The organism is Thermococcus sp. (assembly GCF_027052235.1).
Taxonomy (GTDB): Archaea; Methanobacteriota_B; Thermococci; order Thermococcales; family Thermococcaceae; genus Thermococcus.
On sequence record NZ_JALUFF010000026.1, the window covers coordinates 1 to 15,644 of the forward strand.

The following is a 15,644-nucleotide window of genomic DNA, read 5'->3' on the forward strand; positions in this document are numbered from 1 at the left end:
GCGAGTTCATCTACGAGCTTGGTAAATACATGGACGAGAAGCTCGGGAAGGAGAAGGAGCGCTCGATCATCTACTGGGCCTACAGGAGGAACGTCCCGATATTCTGTCCGGCCATCACCGACGGCTCCATCGGCGACATGCTCTACTTCTTCAAAGAGGAGCGCGGGGACAGGGAACTCGTCATAGACATCGCCAATGACATAGTGAAGCTCAACAACTTAGCTGTTACCGCCAAGGAGACCGCCTCGATAATCCTCGGTGGCTCTCTTCCAAAGCACGCCATAATCAACGCCAACCTCTTCAGGGGTGGAACGGACTACGCGATTTATATAACTACCGCCATTCCCTGGGACGGCTCGCTGAGCGGTGCACCGCCGAGTGAAGGGGTCAGCTGGGGCAAGATAAGGGCCAAGGCCGATTACGTCGAGATTTGGGCCGATGCCACGCTTGTCTTCCCGCTACTGGTGTGGAAGGTGATGAAGGGGTTAAACTTCCTTCGTTCTTCTTTCTGAACGATATGCGTGCATATCGTCCTCATGTGAGAACGGTGTTTATAGATAGTGGGATTTTGAGTTAGTCTTCAAGCTTCTCGTACTCTTCAACGAGCTTCAAAACCACTTCATACAGCTCGTCTATCCTCTTCAGGCCCTCTTTGACCAATCTTAAGTTAAGCCCGTCGTACTTGTGAACTATGGCGTTTCTCAGACCGTTGTAAGCCCTCAGGAGCGACGCCTCACTCCCGCTGAGAACCCCCTTCTCCTCAAGCCTCGCTATGTTCGTGTAGTCGTCCTCGACTGTTACGCCCAAATCCTTTGTCAGCATCGCCGCGATGTCCATGGCAACGTCCACGCACACCTGGAGCGAATACAGGAGTGCCCTGAGCGTGACATCGTCCTTTATCTCATGACTTTTATGAACTCATACTCTTCCTCAAATTTTTCAAGCTTTTCCAAGTACCTTTGCCTTCTCACGGGCACGCCTCCTGAGTTTTACTTTCTCCCTCACGCTCTTGAACCGGTTCTCCTTGATACGGTGCTCCATGTCTTTCCAGAGCTTCCTGAACCGGTAAAAGTACTCGGAAAGCTCAAGCTCGTCGCCATAGATTATCCTGTGGTTTCTGATGACCTCTATCTGGATGTAGAGCGGAAGCTCCTCGAAGACCTTCACGTCGTACTTTCCACCGAGCTTTTCAAGAACCATCTCGTAAGTCCCCGGCTTTGGTTTTACCAAACAGATATCAACGTCGCTCCGCTTTGTTGCCTCTCCTTTAGCGTATGAGCCATAGAGGAGTATCCCCATGCAGCCATCTTTGAATGGCCCAAAGTCCCTGCGGAGCTGTTCTATAAAGGGTTTTTGGTGTCAGAACTCACAAAAGCTCCAACAACTTTTCCTCCCCTCCCGGAAGAACCAAGGGCTTCGACAGGTGCTTCCTTGCATCGGGTGGAACCTCGTAGATTTTCCTCTCCAAGTCACGAGGCACCTCAACCGGAACCAGCTTCTTTGGCATTTTGAAACCACAGCGCTTGCACTTTAGATAATTCCCTTTGCTCTTCATCGTCCCCCCGCACTTCGGGCACTTCGGCTTCTTATACTCAATCTTTGGGACGAGCTTGACAGGGTAGAACTTCTCAAGGTTGAGCGTTAGGACTCCCTCGTGCTCCTTGACACCGCCGGCAGCGATAATCTCATCGCCCGGCAGGAGCTTTCTAACCCAATTTCTGAACTTCTTTGTCGGCTCGAAGGCAGCGACGCGAATCTTTCCTGTCTCGTCCTCAATCTCAAGGAAAACGTGCCTCCCGCGCTCCCAGTATTCTCTCGCAACTCTGCCCCTCACGACCGCGCTGTCGTAGAGCCTCAGCTCGCCAATTTTCTTCGGAGCAAGATGGTCGTCGGTGTTCTGGTTGGTCTTGTAGAGTTGGTAGAACGCGACCGGCTCTCCGAACTCAACGCGCTCGAAGACCTGGAGAACTTTCCCCTTGTCAATACCCCTGATCCCCACCAGAACGGGGTCTTTGCCGTGGGGCGTTATTAAAACGCTCCTCTTGTAGGGGTCAACGTTGTCGTAACTGAAGGGGTAGGCCCATTTATCGGCCAAAAAGACGCTCTCCGGGTTTACTCTCCTCGGCTTTCCCCAGTTTTCAGGCTCGCGATATGCTAAAAGCTCGTAGGTGAAGCGCTTGAGTTGATAGCCTATCGAGGCGAGGGCGCCTATTATTCCCCTCCCGAGCTTGAACTTGAAAACCTCAGCCCCAACCCTTCTGGCGACTTCCTCTGCCTCTTCAATCGTAACGTGCTCCCGTAGGGCTTTAAGTGAGAACTCGCGGAGCTCCCCCGGAACTTTCCCTTCGAGGAAAGCCACGCCGGGGTTCGTGTTCTCGTGCTCAAAATCGGCGAGCTGGTTGACGTAGAACAGAACGAGGTTCTTAATCTCGGAAATATCCTCCTCGTCCGCCTCAAAGCTCATCGTCACTGCTCCATTACCGCGCGTCTTGTACGGGATATTGGGGTTGAGCCTTATCAGCCTCGGCAGGTCGATAGGCTCGGCTATCCTTGAGAGTTCCCGGTAGAGGAGCGCGCCGAGGTAAGTGGTGCACATGCCGTTGGGTGAGTCAGTGTCGTCGATTCCGATGTGGAGGAGCATGGTTTAAGAACCGAGGCTTGGTTTAAAAACCAAACGCAATGATGGCCACCGCAAGGGACAGGAGGAAGTACGGGACCGAATACCTGTGGAAGTCCTTTACTGAAATTCTGGCTATTCTAATCGCTATAAGGTTTGCGAAGGAGCCCACTACGAGCCCGTTTCCCCCGGCATTTACCCCAACCGCGAGGGGAAGCCATTGTGGAGTTGAGTTCAGAAAGACCACCGTCGCGGGAACGTTGCTGATTACCTGACTCAGGCCAGCAGAGGCGAGAATTAAACTCACTCCACCCGTGGGGAGATAGATTCTGGAACTCTGAAAGAGAACCGACAGTTCATTGAAATCCGCGAAGATAAAGACAAACGTCAGAACGAGGGCCCAGTCAAAGCCGAGGAGAACTCCCCTTTCAAACACAAGGAACACCGCCAGCGTGATGAGAAGCGCGAGGTAATGCCTTCCAGTTTCGCCGAGGTAAACGTTTGTGATGAGAAGTAAGAGCGAAATCAGGAACGTATCCTTTCGAAAAGATACACTGGGAATCGACTCAATCGTTAACCTCTCCTCGCTCCCGCCAAGAACAAACGTCAGGAGGATTCCAAGCCAGAGGAGAACGAAGGGAAGCATTCCCAACGTAAAGGCCGTGAAGCCGAGTCCATACCTATGCCAGATTATCACGTTCTGAGGGTTGCCTATTGGTGTTAGCGCGGAACCTACGTTCGCCGAGATTGCGGAGAGCGTTACCGCTTTGGCCTTGTTCATGCCCGATAGCTCGGACAGAACCACAACAAGGGGGATAAAAACTAGCATTGAAGTATCGTTCATTATGAAGGCTGAGGAAACTGCTATACTCGGCAGGAGAAAGAACAGGAGCCTTTTGCCCGAGCCCCTGGATTTCCTCACGAGTTTCGGAGCAATCTTTCCAAATATCCCCGAAAGTTCCAGCCCCTTGGACGTTATTATCAACGCCGTTATCAGGCTTAAACTCCCCCAGTCCACCAGCCCGACCGTTTTCTCTGGGAGCGAGCTATCAAGGAGCATCAGCAGTAGGTAGAGAACGAGGAGAACCGTCAGGAACCATTCCCTTGCTATGAGCCCTCTCAGCTTAGAGACCGTGTCTCCTTACCTCCTCGGTGAGGTGATAGTCGGGAATCAGCTCTTTTCCATCCCTCGAAACGCGGGCGTGGAGAATTATAAACCCTCTCCACGCAACCGGAACCACCCAGCAGTCCTCAGGTTCCCTGAACTCCGCACCATCGAGAACTCTGGCCTCTTTCAGGGCATTTTCAACACTTTCCCTGGCGCCTTCTGGAGAGGGCTCGGTGTGCGGGGGAGCCCCCTTGGGGGAAGGATTTCCCGTTCTGGGATCGTAGTGAACCCTGTCTATGGCAAAGTCGAGGTAGAGAACCGGAACGTCCACGTGGTCCGGATGAATTATCGGTTTCCCGGCCCTGAAGAGGGGAAGGGCCTCTTTAACCAGCTCTATGGCCTTTTGGGCATCCTCGGGCTTTAAAGCCCTGCTTTCCCTGAGGGGGCCACGCCTTATCGGGGGAAAGGGGGCGTTCATTCCTTACCACCTTTTACCACACCTGATACTCAACCCATCCTAAAAAGATTGCTGAAAAACTAAAAAATCTAATGAAACGTTGCTTCTGCGATTTTCTTCACGGCATTTATGTATCCCTGCCAGTCCATTGCCTGAAGTGATGCGGGGTGGAAGTACCTGTCTATCACAACCGGCGCGAAGAGGCCGAGGCCGATAACAAGGATTGCCAGGACAAGGCTTATCAACGCCAGCCCCCACGCCTCATCGCGCTCCTCACCCTCTTCGTGTCCGTGATGGTCTTCCACGGCCCTTCCACGCCACAGGGTTACGAAGAGCCTGAAGTAGGCCCACGCCGCTATGGCGCTCGTTATTATCACCACCGAGGCCAGCCAGGGGCTGACCTGAAGGAGGGCATCGTAGATAAGCATCTTGCTGAAGAAGACGTTGAGGGGCGGAACGCCAACGAGGCTGAGGACGGCAACGCCAAAGAGAAAGGTCGTTAGGGGCATCTTCCTGCCAATTCCAGCCAGTCCATCTATGTCCGTCCCCCCGGCTTTGTAGATAAAGGCGCCAGCGGTGAAGAACAGGAGCATCTTCGCTATAGCGTGGTTGACGATGTGGAAGTCTATCGCCATAAGTGCCAGCCGGCTCCCAACCCCGAGGGTCATGAAGAGGTAGCCCATGTGGAGTATTGTGGAGTAGGCTATCAGCCCCTTCATGTCCCTCTGGACGAGCATCATAACGGAACCGAGGAAGGCGGTGGCGGTTCCGAGGGTGAAGAAGACTATGGACAGGGCGTTCCAGAAGGGCAGGCCGTGGAAGAGCGTGTATGTGTATCTGGCCAGGAGATAAATCCCGACAACCTCGACGAAGCCACTCAGAACAGCGCCAACGGGTATTGGCGCACCTCTGTAGGCACTCGGGAGCCAGTAGTGGCCCGGGAAGATTGCACTCTTCACTATGACCATCGAGAGAGTTAGCGCGAAGAAAAGGGCGAGGGCAAGGGTTGGGTCTCCGAGAACCCTCGTGGTAACGGGGAAGGAAATCCCGTGGAACTTGGCGCTGAGGTCGGCCATGTTGAGGGTTCCGAAGGAGGCGTAGATGAAGCCAAGGGCCAGGAAGTAGAGGCTCGTAGCTACGGCACCGCTGATACCGTACTTGAAGGCACCTTCGATGGCCTCGCTCCTGCTGCGGTAGAAGCCGACTATGGCGTAGGCACTCGCGCCTATGACCTCAAGCATGACGAAGGCGTTGAAGGCGTCGCCCGTCATAAACGCCCCGAGGACACCGGCCTCAAGGCCCAGGAGGAAGGTGTAGAAGAACTCAAGTCCGTGGGTTCTTATGTAGAGGGCCGAGTAAAGACCGGCCAGCAGAAAGCCGAAAGTCGCTGTAAGGACGAGAGTGGCCGAGAGCCTGTCAACCTCGAAGACTATACCTATCGGTGCAATCCAGTTTCCAAAGGGGTACACCAGCGGTTCACCCGACGAGAAGGCTTCCCTGAAGAGCCAGGTGCCCGAGAGGAACGAGACAGTGAGGGCAGTGATGGCGTAGCCTATGACGACCTTTCTCCTCCTTCCTGCCAGCATCGCCGTGAACGGGAGGAAGAAGGCGAAGCCGAGCGGTATGACCGGGACGATTCCGACCTCCATTCTATCACCTCAGTCGAATATTTTCTTCGCGTAGTCCTCGAAGTAGGCAACAACGTTCTCCTTCACTTCCCTCTCGTCGAGCGTTGAAACGTCAATCCAGTGGACGTAGAGCCACTTCCCGTCGTCGCTTATGTCCACCACTATCGTTCCCGGGGTGTTGGTTATCGAGTTGGCAACGAGAACCTTGCCGTACTCGTTCTCGACTTCAAGCGGGATTCTAACTATTCCCGGGTTGGCCCTCAGAGTGAAGACCCTCTTGGCCACGTCGATGTGTGTTCTGGTCTCCTCAACGAAGAAGTAGCGGAGGGCATAGATTATCGCGTAGAGCCACCTCATAGGAGAGAAGAACTTGGGTTCGTTCTCAACAAGCCAGTGGCCGACGAGGAAGGAAACGATTAGCCCCACTATTGAACCCGTTATCAGGTCGTACTCGCTCGCCGAACCGGTGTAGAAGAGGTAAACGGCGAGGACTATGGCGAAAGTCGCCGGAGAAAACCTTCTGAGGATGTTCATTCACCCTCACCCCCGAGGATTTCAGCTATGTCCCTTGCATCAACCGTTCCGTGGAGGCGGTAGAACTGTATCGCGTAGGTTGTTAGGAGTATGTTCATCGCCATGCCTATGACGACAGCTGTGAGCACCAAAGCCTGCGGAACCGGGTCAACGGCCCTGCTCAGGAACTCCTGAAAGGTTATGTGCTTCTCGTATATCGGCGGGAAGACCGGGAAGACGAGGCGGTAGCCGATGAGGATGAAGAGCATGTTTATCGCATCTCCCATGATGTTGAGCATGATGATTTTCTTTATCAGATTCGAGCGGGTGGCGACTCCGTAGATGCCGAGGAGAACCATCGCGAAGAGCGTTATGGTGATGTAAGCTAGGAGGACGTTAATCATGGGTCTCACCCCTCAGGACGGTCTTGAATATCCACTCCGAAACACCGAGGACTAGGAACACGGTGAGAAAACCGAAGGTAACCGCCGTGTACTCGCCGACATCGAGGTTGAAGAGACCCGTTTCCCCGGGTAAGAGGTTTATCTCAAGGATTTTTCCACCGTAGAAGAAGACCGGGGCCAAAACTGTCGCGAGTATTAACGCCAGGCCGAGGGCATAGGCGGAAACCGTGTGCTTTAGTGTGAGCCCCTTTCTCTCAAGGGTGAACTTGCTGAAGGCCGCGAAGAGGAGCAACGCTGCCACAGCCATTGCAGAACCACCCTGGAAGCCACCGCCCGGAGTCAGGTGCCCGTGGAGGGCTATCGAGGCAGAGATTGAGACTATCATTACGACGACGAGCTTGGTCGTTGCGCGCACTATGATGTCCATCTGCCTGTGCGGTTCCCTCGCCTCCATCTCCCTTACGAGCTTCACCTGCTCCCCCGTAAGTCTGAGGACGCTGAAGGCACCCATTATGGCCAAAAAGAAGACGAAGGTCTCGAAGAGCGTATCGAAGCCGCGGTAGTTCCAGACTATTGCGGTAACCACTTCGGGGCTGTGGCTTGTTAAGCCTTCGTGGGCGAAGGAATGGCTTAAGTAGAACTCGCCGAGGGGCCTTAGTTCAGCCCCACCGAGGCCGAGGACGTTTCTGGCCGTTACGGCGTAGGCTATGAGCAGGAACGCAAGGAGGAATGAAACCGCGACGATTGCATCCCTCTTCATTCTCCCACCTCGTACCTCTCGGTCTTGCTTATCGCGAGGATGACGAGTGCCGTGTAGGCTCCGACCGCTATGGCGAGGTATGCTAAGACTATGTCGGGGGCAGCTAGAATGTAAAAGCCGAGGGCGAAGAATGTTGACTGCACTGAGCTTAAAGCCAGGGCCTTCAGGAGGTCGTGCTCCTTCATGGCAAGATAGCTGAACACGAAGCCGAAGGAAACCACTATGGCCAGGATTATCAGGTGGAGCTCTATCATCTCCTCAGCCTCCTGAAGGAGAACTTGGGTTCCTCTTCCTCACCCGGAAGCTCCTCGTGCTCCCTCACGAGCTCCGCTACGTCGCTCCTCTTTGGCAGGTCTTCCTCAAGCTGGTCAACCACCAGCTCGGGCTTCCTCCCTATCTTTCCAAAGTATACGGCCGAGATGAGGGAGTGGGAACCGGTGGGGGCTATTATGAGTATCAGGATTCCGACGGTAAAGGCTATGCCAGCCATAAAGAACCTCTGCTCCCCGAGGGGGTGATACACAAGTGCCACCAACCCGGCACCGAAGACGGGCAAAGCCGCACCGCCTATCGTTCCCACGGTTGCCGCGTGGATTCTCATGTAGAAGTCGGGAAAGCGGAGGAGGCCTATCGCAGCTATTAGGTCGTAGATGGCCCCGAGGAGTATCGCTATTGAGCCTATGACGAAGATGGCCTCCTCTATCATACCTCCACCTCCCCGTATAGGACGTATTTGGTGTAGTAGATGTCCAGCATGAAGGCCCAGAGGGAGAGGATTATGGCACCGCTGGCGAGCATTATCGACTTGAAGTAAATCCCCAAAACGACCATGAAGGCCGCCATGTCGAAGGAAAGGCAGTCAACAGCCAGGATTATGTCCGCCGTTGTTGGGCCTTTTATGGCCCTTATGCCATAGAGGACGAAGGCGAAGGTGTATATGACCGCCGCAGAGTAGAGAACCTTGAGGAATACCGCCTCGAAGTTCATGCAAACACCCCCAGGAGGACTATTAAGAGGGCCATTGCTATGGCAAAACCGCTTATTAGAGCGTTCATGTCGAGGTTCCTGCCTTTACCCCAGAGGGCGATCCTTTGAACGGCCCTTATCAGGGGCATGAAAATGGCCTCGTCGAGGTGCCTGACCGGGTAATCGAGGGCATCGTCGTAGTCCTTGATTAGTGGAAGCTCGTGCCTCGGGATGACCTTTATCACGGGCAGGACGTAGTTGATGTAGGCCTTCTTCCCCGTCTCGACGAAGAAATCCGCCGATTCGTAGAGTATGTCGCCCACGTTGTAGAATATCAGGAGTAGCTCACTGACCCTCTCAGTCGGCACCTTGCCGACCTTCCAGCCCGCTATCGCGCCCAGGATAAGGAAGCCAATAGCCAGGAAGGAGGATGGGCTGGCGAAGAACAGCTCCGTGGGGCTGTGGGGTAAGGGTATCGGGAGCTCCTCAAGGGCACCAGTGAACCACAGGAGAACCATAAAGGGAAAGACCGCCACTATAAAGCCCGTTAGGGAGACGAGGCCGACGACGCCCCTTATCAGGAGGGGAATCTCCTCTCTTTCGACCTCCCTTTTACAGAGCAACCTGTTGATGCGCCTCACCTGAAGTATGGAAGCGAGGGGGAAGATGCCGAGGAAGGCCACCGTAACGGCCATCAGCCAGAGGAGGACGTCCATGCTCGACATGGCACCCTGATAAATCAGCCACTTGCTCACGAATGATGCTAGGGGCGGGAAGCCGGCCATGGAAAAGGCGGAGAGAGCTATCAGAAGGGAAACGACATGTCCCTTAAGGAGCTTTCTGAGGGAGCATATGTTCGGCTCTTCCCCGTAGTGCTCTATGGCACCAAGACCGAAGAATATTGAGCTCTTATAAATCATCTGGTAGAGGGAGTGAAGGAGGGCACCGATTAGGGCCACCGTGCCGGCCATCGAGCCCCAAAGGACGAGGGCAACGCCGAGGGCGAAGTAGGACACCCCGACGTCCATAATGCTGTGGTAGGCGAACTTCCTCTTCAGCCGTATCTCCCTGAAGGAGTAGAGGGTCGCGAAGGTCGTGACCGCTCCAAGGAAGGCCACGACGTAGCCCAGAACCCGGCTCGGCGGGAGCGCGAAGACGGCTACCCTTAGAAGGAGGTAGAGGCCGAGGCCCTCCCCGATAATGAAGACCGGGACGAAGGGGCTCGGCGTCGAGCGATAAGCACGCGGAACCCACGAGTTGAAGGGAAAGGCCCCGCTCCTGACGAGAGAAGCTGAGAGGTAGAGGGAGTAGGGCAACCAAAGGCCAACGGGGAGCTTTTCTATATTTTCCCGAAGGCCGTGAATCGTGAGGTGATGAAGGTCTCCAACGGCGCTGTAGGCGAGGGCCGTCGCTATGAGCAAGGGGATTATGCCGAAGACCTGAGTCATCACGAGGTAGCGCCACGCACTCCTTCCGGAGCGTCTTGTCTCGGAGGCGAGGACGATTACCGCGGTAAAGACCGCGAAGAGCTCGTAGGCGAGGGTCAGCCTCTCAAGGTTGTCGGTAGAAACGAGGAGAACCGCCGAGAGGAGGGCCATGTTCGTCCCCATGGAAAGGAAGCGGTCGCTACCCCTCACCTCGTATTCGAGGAGGTAGAGGGAGAGTGCTGAAGAGAGAAAGGCCAGAACGAGGAGGAAGAGGGCCGAGAAGGGGTCAACGGCTATGCTCGTGGGGAGGAACTCGAAGACCTCACCGGTGAAGCCCCTTATCCCCTCCATGGAGACCGGAAAGAGGAGGAGCGACGCGAGCAGGGTTATCAGGTAGGTTCCCTTCCTGCCGGTGAAGAGACCGACGAGCGAAGCGATGCCAAAGAGGCCCACCGATGTCTCAAGGATGTAAACAGGGTTCACTGCCCGACCCCCCAGTAGAAGTTTATCTCCTCAACGAGGGGATACGCTAGATAAGCCGAGACGAGGCTCAGTATTATGAGGGTCACGAGGGAGGCTGTGATTATCCAGTGGGTTCTGGCATCCTCCACAGAGGGCTTTCCGAAAACGTTCCTCGTTATCCACTTCATCCCGACCCAGAGGAAGACCGCCGAATCCGTGAGGAGCATCAGGATTGGGAGCCATGCGAAGTCAGTTATGTGCAAAGCCTTGAGACTCGTCAAAAGCTCGGCCTTGCTGAAGGCTATCGCCATCGGGGGGAGACCTGCGAGCCCGAGCAGTGCAACGCCCCAGGAAAGGCCGTTGATGGGGAGGATTTCCTTCAGACCACTAATCTTCCTCAGGTCAAGGGTCCCAAGGGAGTAGGTGAAGGTTCCGGCGGTAAGGAAAGCTAATCCCTTGATGAAGGCGTGTGTTGTCAGCTGGAACATGGAGGCTTTAAGGCCGACGTCCAGACCGAGGGAGGCGAAGGTTAGGCCGACGAACATTATTCCGGCTTCAGCCACCGTCGAGTAAGCGAGTAGCCTCTTGGCGTCCTTCTGGACGGGATAGTTAAGGATCGGTATGAGGAGCGTTACCGAGACCATTACCGCCATAAAATAAAACACCCACGTTGGCAGATGCCCTATGAACTGGAGAACCCTCGCGACGAGGTAAACGCCCATCTCGACCATCGCCGCACCATGGAGAAAAGCGCTCGCCGGGGTTGGAGCTTCCATCGCGTCGGGAATCCACGAGTAGGTCGGGAACTGGGCGCTTTTGGTGTAGCCTGCGAAGAGGAGCGCTATGAAAAGCCAGGGCTTAACCGAATCGGAGACGTGAGAGAGGGAGAAGAGACTTAGATCGTGGAGCTGGGTGAGGCCGATGTATATCGCAGAATAGAAGCCTATCATCGCGCCAACGTTCGGGATTATGAAAGCCTTGAAGCCGGCCCTTCTCGCTTGGGGAGTGTTGTAGTAGCTCACAACACCCCAACATGCCAAACCCATCAGCTCGAAGAAGATGAGGAGACTCAGAAAGGTGGAAGAGTAAACGAAGCCGAGGGTTGCCCCCTCGAAGAGGGTCATCCACGCGTAGAAGAGACCTCTCCCCTTCCCACCGGGATGCCCGACGTTCCTCTCGCTCATGTATTCCATCCCGTAGAACATGAAGATGAAGCCAGCGACAGCAACGACGGTGCCGATTAAAACGCTCATCGGGTCGATTATGATACCGTAGACCTCGCCGAACTGGGCGCTCTTCAGATAGGCAAAGTGGAGGCTCTCCCCGAAGTGGTTGAGGACGTAGAGGCCGGCAACCCAGAGCTGGAAGACCATCGCGAGTGCAAAGGAGGAGAGCATTAGGACGTCCGCTTTCCTCTCGTCGAGCTTGAACAGGATGATTCCACCGGCAAGGGGCACTGCAAAGGCAAGCGTCGCGAGAAGGCCTATCATGGCTCCCCCTCCGTTAAAATCCATTAGGTTTGTCTAACGAACCTTTTTAAACTTTTTCGTCTTTTCCCGAAAGTGCTTTGAACTATTGTGGACACCGGCGAAATCCGATAGGTCAGGCGTGAGTTTTCTCAAACTTTTCAAAGGCTCTCCCAAAGTAGTCCGAAAGCAGGTCAACCACCTTCCCCGAGTTGAATGGAAGACCCTTTATTATGCCAACGGCTTCTTCCAGAAAGCCCCTGGCCATACCAATCGCCTCGCCAAAGACTCCGGCCTCTCTCATCCTCTCGAAGAGCTCAAGGAGCAGTTCTTCGCCCGGCTCCCTAAGGGCCTTCTCCACGAGTGACGAGCCGAACCTCTCCGTGTAGAAGATTAAGGGCAGGGTCGTTTTACCGTTGAGCAAGTCCTTGAAGCGGTCTTTACCGGTTCCCGGGAAGTAGTCGAGGACGTCATCAACTATCTGAAAGGCCCTTCCGACTAGGATTCCTGCTTTATCAAGCTCCCGCCAGAAGGGCTTCCCGAGGTAGTAAGCCGGAAGGGCGAAGGCAACCCCGAAGAGCCTGCCCGTTTTTCCGTCTATTATCTTATAGTATGTATCTACATCAAGGTGAACGCTTCCCCTGACGGCCTCCTGAAGGATTTCCGCCTTTACCATCTCCTCAACAGCCCCGGCAACGTAGTCCACCATCTCGACCCTCTTGGAGGCTATTATCCTCAGGGCCCTCACGAAGAGGAAGTCCCCGGTTAGGACTGCAAGCTCCGGGCCCCAGCGCATCACAACCGTCGGACTGTTCCTTCTCTTTTCCGCCAGATCAATTACATCATCGTGGACGAGACTGGCGGTGTGGACGAGTTCAACGGCAGAGGCGAGGTCGAGGGCGTCGTCCCTTCTAAGGCCCAACCCCTCGGACACTGCAAGGGTTATCCTCGGCCTTATCCTCTTTCCCCCACTCTTAATGATGTACTCCCCGATTTTTTTGGCCAGCTCAACGCTCCCTTCAAGGGCCTCAACGAGCTTTTCGTCCAGTGATTCCAACGGAGCCACCTCCCATCCATGCAACTCCCGCCGAAAGCGCCAGAACTCCGATGGCAGGGCCGTAGCTCCCGACTCCCATGAGGTAGAGGACGACGATCTCCAAGGTGGCAAAGAGCAGGAACGGCTTGATGCCTTTTCTGGAGTACGCCAGACCGCTCAGGGCGTGAAAGGCCGTGAAGAGAAGTGCCTCAAGGAAGGCGTAGGCTAGGCCCCCCGAGAAGGAAACCGGGAGCTTCATTATGAAGTTCGTGGCAACAAAGGTTCCTATTGCGAGGAGGACGTACTGGCCGATTCCAATGCCGAGACCTATGGAAAGGCCGTCCCTGTTTCTTGAGAAGTAGAACTTCAGGCCCTCAATCGTGATAGCAGAGAGGAAGGCGACGGTAAAGGCCCTTGCCTGAAGGGAGCTCAGGAGAAGGAGTGAGACTATCGAGTAGAACGGGATTATTATCGCGAGGACAAGGGCTATTCCAGAGCCCAGTATGAGCTCCGAGACCTCGGGCCTCTTAAATGGCCATACGAGGGCGAGCACGATTAGGGCTCCGAGCATCGTGAGGAGCATGCCCGTCGGATTCGGTCTGGCCTTCACACCCAGAGCGATTCCCACGAGCTTCCCATCTCTGTAAGCCAGCAGAACCGGGAAGGAGCCCTTCTCAGCCTCTACGCGGTACTCAATTCTGAAAAGATTACCTGAGGTCTCGTTTTTGACGTAGGTGTAGCCCTTCAGCTCCCCGTAGTTCTTGAGCGTGAACTCCCTTATCCGGTCGAAGTACTCCTCCGTGAACTGTGCCCTCAGTTCATCGCTCATGTAGGGCTCTATCAGTGAGTAGTTGCCGGTGTTGATGGCCTTGATGAAGGAACTCATGAAATTATCTGGGGCATTGGCAAAAACTGTGGGAAGAAGTAGGGCGGTGATTAGAAGGAACGCTACCGCGGGTTTTCTCATTACCATCCCTCACACTGCATTGGAGAGAGCCCTTATTAGACCTTTCGCCATCCCCTCAATTCCCGGAATCCTGTACAGCTTGCCCTTCATGTATGTGTACATGCCGAAGATCGCGTAGACGAACCAGGCGTAGGCTACGTAAAGAGCCGGACCGAAGTGCGGGTAGTTGGGGTTCACCATCGGCATGTGCCAGAGGGCCATAAAGGCAAGCCACGCGAAGAAGCCCATGACGCTTGAGTAAGCCGCGTGTATCTTGGTGAACTCGTCGGTGTCCTTCATGAGTATCAGGGGGACTCCACCGACGAAGCCCATTATGTAGGCTATGAAAGCGTTGGTGAACCTCTCCATACCAATCACCCCCATACCTTCAGTTCTCGTTAAGGGCATTCTCAATCACCTCCGATATCGCCTCGCTCAACAGAGGGTCGCGGTGGTTCAGTTTGGCCCGGTAGTAGTTCAGGCCGAGCCTGTCGGCGACCTCCTTGTACTCGATGTCAAGCTCGTAAAGCGTCTCGATGTTCTCGACTATGAAGCTGAGCGGGTAAACGAGAACCTCTTTAACTCCCTCCGATTTGAGCCTCTCCAGAACCTCTGGAACAGCTGGCCCGAGCCATTCGCCTTTGCCAAACTTGCTCTGGAATGCAATCTCCCAAGGCAGGTCGAAGGCCTTCATGACCCTCTCGGCGAGCTTCAGGTGGGTTCTCTCGTAGGGGTCGCCCTCGTCTATGACCTTCTTCGGCAGGCTGTGGACGCTCAGGATCACATAGGGCTCCTCAAAGCCGCTATCCTCCAGACCGGTTTCGATGTTCCTCTGAACCCAGCGGATAAACTTCGAGTTTTCCCACCACTCCTTTACATAGGGCTTTTCGCCGAAGAGCTCCCTTATTTTGACCAGACAGCGCTCGGTTGTTGAGCTTGAGTAGACGTGGTAGAGCGGGAAGACTAAATCGAAGTCTCCGTCAAGTTCCTCAAGGAGTGGCCTTGAGTAGCACATGCCGAGCCTTATCTCGTGACCCGTCTTCTCGCTTACAGTCTTAGCTATCTCTGTCATGTAATCGACAAGCGGACTTTTACCGCCTATTGCCTCGTAGTGGCTCCTAACATGTCTCGCGCGGGCCTTGACGATGCCTTTGATTATCGCCTTAGCACCGGGAACGTTGAGCCCTATGTGGTGCCTTACATCATAGAGAAAGCGGAATATGAAGTCCTCGATTTCATCCTCAGTTGTAGGAGCGCCCATATAGGTGAAGAGAACCCTCAAGGTTCCACCTCCAAAAGAAGGAAAGGGTCAGAGCTTGCCGTTTAGAGCAGCTCCTAGGTTCTTCGCAAGGACTAAGAGAAAGCCGAGGCCCTTCTGCACGTCCTCATCGCGGAGGTAGCCCAAAGCAGCGGTCATGCCGACCTTGGGAACTTCCTTCGGGTCAGTCTTCGCTAAAGCCTTGAGGAGCGCTCTAACGAGCTCCTCGGTGTTCCAGCTTATCTCCCTAACTTCGGCGATTTCGAGCTCTCTAACCGGCTCCAGAGCGGCGTTTCCAACGCCAAGAAGCCTCAGGAGAGCCTTCTCCTCGGCTATCGTTTCAAGGAGCTTGTCGCCGTTCTCGGTCATGGCTTTGAGAAGCCCGAGGGTTCCGCCCCTCTTGAGAGCCAGAGCGACCTCTGCTAACTCCCTAATGGCAACAACCTCTTCGGGGGTAAGCTTGAGTTCTGCCATCTTCACCACCTCACAGCCTCAAACTGTCAAGCCAGCCCCTGTAGAAGGAATCCTTCATCAGCCTCACGAGCGGACTCTTGACGAGGAGGTAGCACTCGCGCTTGTACTTGCTCCCTGCCCAC

General features: G+C 54.8%; 20 protein-coding genes. 1 reads left to right on the top strand and 19 read right to left on the bottom strand.

Annotated features, from left to right (window positions below):
- On the top strand, nt 1-512 hold a 512-nt coding region (locus MVC73_RS02355; RefSeq protein ID WP_297506524.1), incomplete at its 5' end, for a deoxyhypusine synthase family protein.
- A 61-nt stretch (nt 513-573) separates the two neighbouring features.
- Here MVC73_RS02355 and MVC73_RS02360 read toward each other — a convergent pair.
- From MVC73_RS02360 to MVC73_RS02450, 19 genes are all read right to left on the bottom strand, one after another.
- Complete coding sequence (locus MVC73_RS02360) at nt 574-849, bottom strand: HepT-like ribonuclease domain-containing protein (protein ID WP_297506526.1); 276 nt, start codon at nt 847-849, stop codon at nt 574-576.
- Nucleotides 850-939: 90 nt separating this feature from the next.
- Nucleotides 940-1,299 (bottom strand): nucleotidyltransferase domain-containing protein, encoded by a 360-nt coding sequence (locus MVC73_RS02365; RefSeq protein WP_297506528.1) that lies wholly within the window; start codon nt 1,297-1,299, stop codon nt 940-942.
- 67 nt (nt 1,300-1,366) lie between these two features.
- Nucleotides 1,367-2,641, bottom strand: coding sequence for a tRNA(Ile2) 2-agmatinylcytidine synthetase TiaS (gene tiaS / locus MVC73_RS02370; protein WP_297506530.1), 1,275 nt, complete (start codon nt 2,639-2,641; stop codon nt 1,367-1,369).
- A gap of 22 nt (nt 2,642-2,663) precedes the next feature.
- Nucleotides 2,664-3,740, bottom strand: coding sequence for an SLC13 family permease (locus MVC73_RS02375; RefSeq protein WP_297506562.1), 1,077 nt, complete (start codon nt 3,738-3,740; stop codon nt 2,664-2,666).
- Between the two features lies 1 nt (nt 3,741).
- Nucleotides 3,742-4,203: a hypothetical protein gene (locus tag MVC73_RS02380; RefSeq protein ID WP_297506532.1), complete on the bottom strand. Its 462-nt coding sequence runs from the start codon at nt 4,201-4,203 to the stop codon at nt 3,742-3,744.
- A 68-nt stretch (nt 4,204-4,271) separates the two neighbouring features.
- A complete protein-coding gene (locus MVC73_RS02385; RefSeq protein WP_297506534.1) occupies nt 4,272-5,831 on the bottom strand; it encodes a proton-conducting transporter membrane subunit in 1,560 nt (519 codons plus the stop codon).
- Between the two features lie 9 nt (nt 5,832-5,840).
- Complete coding sequence (locus MVC73_RS02390) at nt 5,841-6,344, bottom strand: Na+/H+ antiporter subunit E (protein ID WP_297506536.1); 504 nt, start codon at nt 6,342-6,344, stop codon at nt 5,841-5,843.
- On the bottom strand, nt 6,341-6,727 hold the full coding sequence (locus MVC73_RS02395; RefSeq protein WP_297506538.1) for a sodium:proton antiporter: 387 nt from the start codon (nt 6,725-6,727) through the stop codon (nt 6,341-6,343). Before MVC73_RS02395 ends, MVC73_RS02390 begins: the two co-directional genes overlap by 4 nt.
- Nucleotides 6,720-7,487 (bottom strand): Na(+)/H(+) antiporter subunit B, encoded by a 768-nt coding sequence (locus tag MVC73_RS02400; protein ID WP_297506540.1) that lies wholly within the window; start codon nt 7,485-7,487, stop codon nt 6,720-6,722. The genes MVC73_RS02395 and MVC73_RS02400 overlap by 8 nt, the downstream gene beginning before the upstream one ends.
- Nucleotides 7,484-7,741, bottom strand: a complete 258-nt coding sequence (locus MVC73_RS02405) for a hydrogenase subunit MbhD domain-containing protein (RefSeq protein WP_015858859.1) — start codon at nt 7,739-7,741, stop codon at nt 7,484-7,486. The genes MVC73_RS02400 and MVC73_RS02405 overlap by 4 nt, the downstream gene beginning before the upstream one ends.
- Nucleotides 7,738-8,193 (bottom strand): monovalent cation/H(+) antiporter subunit G, encoded by a 456-nt coding sequence (gene mnhG / locus MVC73_RS02410; RefSeq protein ID WP_297506546.1) that lies wholly within the window; start codon nt 8,191-8,193, stop codon nt 7,738-7,740. The genes MVC73_RS02405 and mnhG overlap by 4 nt, the downstream gene beginning before the upstream one ends.
- Nucleotides 8,190-8,474, bottom strand: coding sequence for a monovalent cation/H+ antiporter complex subunit F (locus MVC73_RS02415; protein WP_297506548.1), 285 nt, complete (start codon nt 8,472-8,474; stop codon nt 8,190-8,192). The genes mnhG and MVC73_RS02415 overlap by 4 nt, the downstream gene beginning before the upstream one ends.
- Nucleotides 8,471-10,363, bottom strand: coding sequence for a complex I subunit 5 family protein (locus MVC73_RS02420; protein WP_297506550.1), 1,893 nt, complete (start codon nt 10,361-10,363; stop codon nt 8,471-8,473). The genes MVC73_RS02415 and MVC73_RS02420 overlap by 4 nt, the downstream gene beginning before the upstream one ends.
- Entirely contained in the window at nt 10,360-11,832 is a 1,473-nt protein-coding gene (locus tag MVC73_RS02425; RefSeq protein ID WP_297506552.1) for a hydrogenase 4 subunit D, read from the bottom strand. The genes MVC73_RS02420 and MVC73_RS02425 overlap by 4 nt, the downstream gene beginning before the upstream one ends.
- Before the next feature lie 112 nt (nt 11,833-11,944).
- Nucleotides 11,945-12,874: a polyprenyl synthetase family protein gene (locus tag MVC73_RS02430; RefSeq protein WP_297506554.1), complete on the bottom strand. Its 930-nt coding sequence runs from the start codon at nt 12,872-12,874 to the stop codon at nt 11,945-11,947.
- Nucleotides 12,837-13,817: a DUF3887 domain-containing protein gene (locus tag MVC73_RS02435; RefSeq protein ID WP_297506556.1), complete on the bottom strand. Its 981-nt coding sequence runs from the start codon at nt 13,815-13,817 to the stop codon at nt 12,837-12,839. The genes MVC73_RS02430 and MVC73_RS02435 overlap by 38 nt, the downstream gene beginning before the upstream one ends.
- Nucleotides 13,818-13,820: 3 nt before the next feature.
- Nucleotides 13,821-14,159 carry a hypothetical protein gene (locus tag MVC73_RS02440; protein ID WP_297506558.1) on the bottom strand — a complete coding sequence of 113 codons (339 nt, stop codon included), beginning with the start codon at nt 14,157-14,159 and terminating at the stop codon, nt 13,821-13,823.
- A 19-nt stretch (nt 14,160-14,178) separates the two neighbouring features.
- Nucleotides 14,179-15,072: a ferrochelatase gene (gene hemH, locus MVC73_RS02445; protein WP_297506560.1), complete on the bottom strand. Its 894-nt coding sequence runs from the start codon at nt 15,070-15,072 to the stop codon at nt 14,179-14,181.
- Nucleotides 15,073-15,099: 27 nt separating this feature from the next.
- Nucleotides 15,100-15,522, bottom strand: a complete 423-nt coding sequence (locus tag MVC73_RS02450; protein WP_297506565.1) for a DUF1641 domain-containing protein — start codon at nt 15,520-15,522, stop codon at nt 15,100-15,102.
- Between the last annotated feature and the right edge of the window lie 122 nt (nt 15,523-15,644).